At 30.2% G+C, this 3,101-nt stretch carries 4 protein-coding genes; 1 reads left to right on the top strand and 3 read right to left on the bottom strand.

The window, feature by feature from the left end; genetic code table 11:
• On the top strand, positions 1 to 195 hold a 195-nt coding region (locus L8D11_RS04515; RefSeq protein ID WP_236870481.1), incomplete at its 5' end, for a hypothetical protein.
• A gap of 139 nt (positions 196 to 334) precedes the next feature.
• Here L8D11_RS04515 and L8D11_RS04510 read toward each other — a convergent pair.
• From L8D11_RS04510 to gshB, 3 genes are read right to left on the bottom strand one after another with little or no spacing between them, the layout of a single operon-like run.
• Positions 335 to 970, bottom strand: a complete 636-nt coding sequence (locus L8D11_RS04510) for an RlmE family RNA methyltransferase (RefSeq protein WP_236870480.1) — start codon at positions 968 to 970, stop codon at positions 335 to 337.
• Entirely contained in the window at positions 967 to 1,626 is a 660-nt protein-coding gene (gmk, locus tag L8D11_RS04505; protein WP_236870479.1) for a guanylate kinase, read from the bottom strand. Before gmk ends, L8D11_RS04510 begins: the two co-directional genes overlap by 4 nt.
• A gap of 24 nt (positions 1,627 to 1,650) precedes the next feature.
• Positions 1,651 to 2,613 (bottom strand): glutathione synthase, encoded by a 963-nt coding sequence (gshB, locus tag L8D11_RS04500; protein WP_236870478.1) that lies wholly within the window; start codon positions 2,611 to 2,613, stop codon positions 1,651 to 1,653.
• Positions 2,614 to 3,101: the final 488 nt, after the last annotated feature.

The following is a 3,101-nucleotide window of genomic DNA, read 5'->3' as shown; positions in this document are numbered from 1 at the left end:
CTCTCAGAGACTTTATCAAGAGATACAATCGAAAAACCAAGGCTTATTCCAAAGCCGCTGATATGGCTGAATTATCTGTGTATATACATTTCTTCTTTGACGCTATATTTGCTTAGCAATGCCAATTTTTTAAATCCATTTATTGCATATCTTCCTTGCTTTGCATTTATGCAACGGCCTTTAAAAATTTATTGAACGTCCGGCATATGCCATTTATCTTTCATAACCTCGATAAAATTACACATCCCAGTGGTCTTTAATTGCCTCAATTATACATTAGTTTTATTTTTTTACAAATTACTAGCCAAACTAAAGTATATCCTACAATTTGAGGTTAAATTTTGTTAATCGCTATTATGAATATTTCTGATGAATCTTTGTAGCTAGCTTCAGGTTTAAAAAAATGAACTTCTCTAAAATGCAATCTCAATTTATTAAAAAACTCCTTTGTTTTATTTCCTTCAAATAACTTAATAACAAGTGAACCTCCCTTATCTAAAAAATTCTCAGAAAATGAAAATACTGATTCAGCTAAATTCATAATATTTATGTGGTTAATACTTCTAGTACCACTAGTATTTGGCGCCATGTCGCTACAAATTAAATTAAATTTATTGCCCGATAGCATCTGATCTAATTTATTCCATACCTCACCTGAGGTAAAATCTCCTTCAATAATTTTTATATTTTCTATTGCCTCAATATTTTTTAAATCAACCCCAACCACCATGTTATTTACTTTGCTAAATCTACTTATATATTGTAACCATGACCCTGGTGCGGCTCCTAAATCTAAAATATTTTTTGCTCCTTTAAGTATTTTAAATTTTTGATTTATGCCATCTAGCTTATATGCAGCTCTTGAACGAAAATTATTCTGCTTAGCCAGTTTGCTAAATCTATCATTAGCATTTCTGTCTAGCCATTTTGTAGATGATTGAGTGGTTTTTCCTTTTGTCTTTTTTTTCAAATTACTTTGCTCTTAACAAATTTTTCATGAATTAAGGTGCCGACAAAATCATTCAATCCAATTCTTCTTTCTTTTCTTAACCTCTCTGATCTTAAAATAGACATCAATTTTTCTATACTTTGATCTAGGTCTCTATTAATTATAATATAGTCATATTCATGCCAATGGCTTATTTCTTCATCTGACCTCAGCATCCGTTGCTCGATTGTTTTTGGCTTATCTTGATTTCTTAACTCTAGCCTCTCTAATAATTCTTTTTTTGATGGTGGTAACAAAAAAACGCTAGTTACATCCGCCCTTGCAATTGCAGACAATTTCCTATGACCCTGCCAATCTATATCAAACAAAACATCTTCACCCTTATCTAATTTTTTAAGAACTTGTTTTTTAGGGGTACCATAAAATTCTCCAAAAATTTCTGCGTATTCTAAAAATTCTTCACTTTCAATTCGCTTTTTAAACTCATCATAATTTATGAAATGGTAGTGCACGCCATCAATCTCATTTGGTCGTTTTTTTCTAGTTGTACAGGATATTGATAAAGAAATATGGCTATCATTTTCAATAACGTAATTTGCTAGAGTTGTTTTGCCAGTTCCTGATGGAGCTGACAAAATAAGCATTAAGCCCCTTCTTTTAATATTAATACTATTCACCAAAAATAAACTCTGAATTTTAAATTAGCCTGCACTATAACAACTTTTTAACTTTGTTTCAATTTTATCAATAATTATTTTTTCAACATCTATTTTGTATAAATTCTTAATTGCAACCAATCCTGTTGGAGAAGTGACGTTTATCTCAATTAATTTCTCATCAATTATATCTATTCCTACTAAAAATAAATCATTATCCTTTAAAAATTTTCCTACTTCTATACATAATCTTTGCTCTTTTTGAGTTAAAGAGGTTTTATATGATTTTCCTCCCACTGCCATATTTACTCTAAATTCTCCCTGTTTTGCTTTTCTGTTAATGACTCCTAAAATCTCTCCATCTAGGAACATTACCCTTTTATCACCAAAATCCACTATATTTGGTAAATATTCCTGTAACATCAAATATCCATGTTGCTTAACTATTGATTCAATATTTTGCGTTGTATTTTGAGCATCATACTCCACTTTGATAACTCCTTGACCTGCGCAATCATAAAGTGGTTTTAATACTGCAACATTGTGTTTGGCAATAAAATTTACTATCTCATCTACTATTGAAGACACCATTGTGTCTGGTATAAACTCTCTAAAATTCAAAATGCTCAATTTCTCCGTTATATCTCTTATCGATCTTGGATTGTTCAGGATTAATGTGCTCTTTAGATTTTCAATTAAATATGTAGTGGTTAAATATTGTTGATTAAAAGGTGGAAGCTGTCTAATAAATACAACATCAAAATTTTCAAGTAGCACTTTTCCTGTACTTAATTTTATGATTTTTTTACCTTCATAATCTATTTCAAAATACTGCCCTTTTGCATATAAGCAATTTTCTTCAAAAATTAAGCTTTGAGGTAGCAAATAAAATAACTCATACCCTCTAGCCTGAAATTCGTTAGCCAGTAGCAATGTCGAATCCGATTCAAAATTTAAGCCTTCAATAGAATCAATAAGAAAAGCTACAGATTTTTTTTGATTAATCATTTCAAAATATTTCTTTAAATTCAGTGTAAGCCTGTGAAAATTTACTCAGGAATCTTTGTACAAAGTAAAGAATTTGATCTAAAATGGCAATGAAAAAGTGATACCTAGTAGGTATAATTTCTTATATATCACTCACTCTCAGTTATTCTGCAATTTTTCTACTATTCTTAAGTACACTTCACAAAATTATAATAAAATATTTACTTTTTCAAAAAAGGTGCTATTTAATGAAATTATGCAATATTAGTTTTATTGCAATTTGGCACCGTCAAGTTAATGGAAATATGGCCGCAACACAACCCTGACCCTTAAATTTTAGGCAGCAGCTATCTCTTGGATAGCTTCATCCCAAATAAATTTGGCTTTTTGAAAATTCTCTCTTTGGATATTAGCTGCATTAGTATATCTTCCTATATCAACTGCGAATATATTTCTTACTTTCCCCATTAATGACAGAGTTTGTTGCAATCCCCAGGGTGATTTGAACT

Origin of the sequence: Candidatus Bandiella numerosa, from assembly GCF_021811875.1 — a bacterium.
Lineage (GTDB): Bacteria > Pseudomonadota > Alphaproteobacteria > Rickettsiales > Midichloriaceae > Aquirickettsia > Aquirickettsia numerosa_A.
Note: the sequence above shows the minus strand (reverse complement) of the source record. Positions and strands in the feature narration are given on the sequence as shown.

Coding starts and splice junctions, on each gene's coding strand:
- gshB (WP_236870478.1), bottom strand. CDS start 2,613: ATGATTAATCAAAAAAAATCTGTAGCTTTTCTTATTGATTCTATTGAA.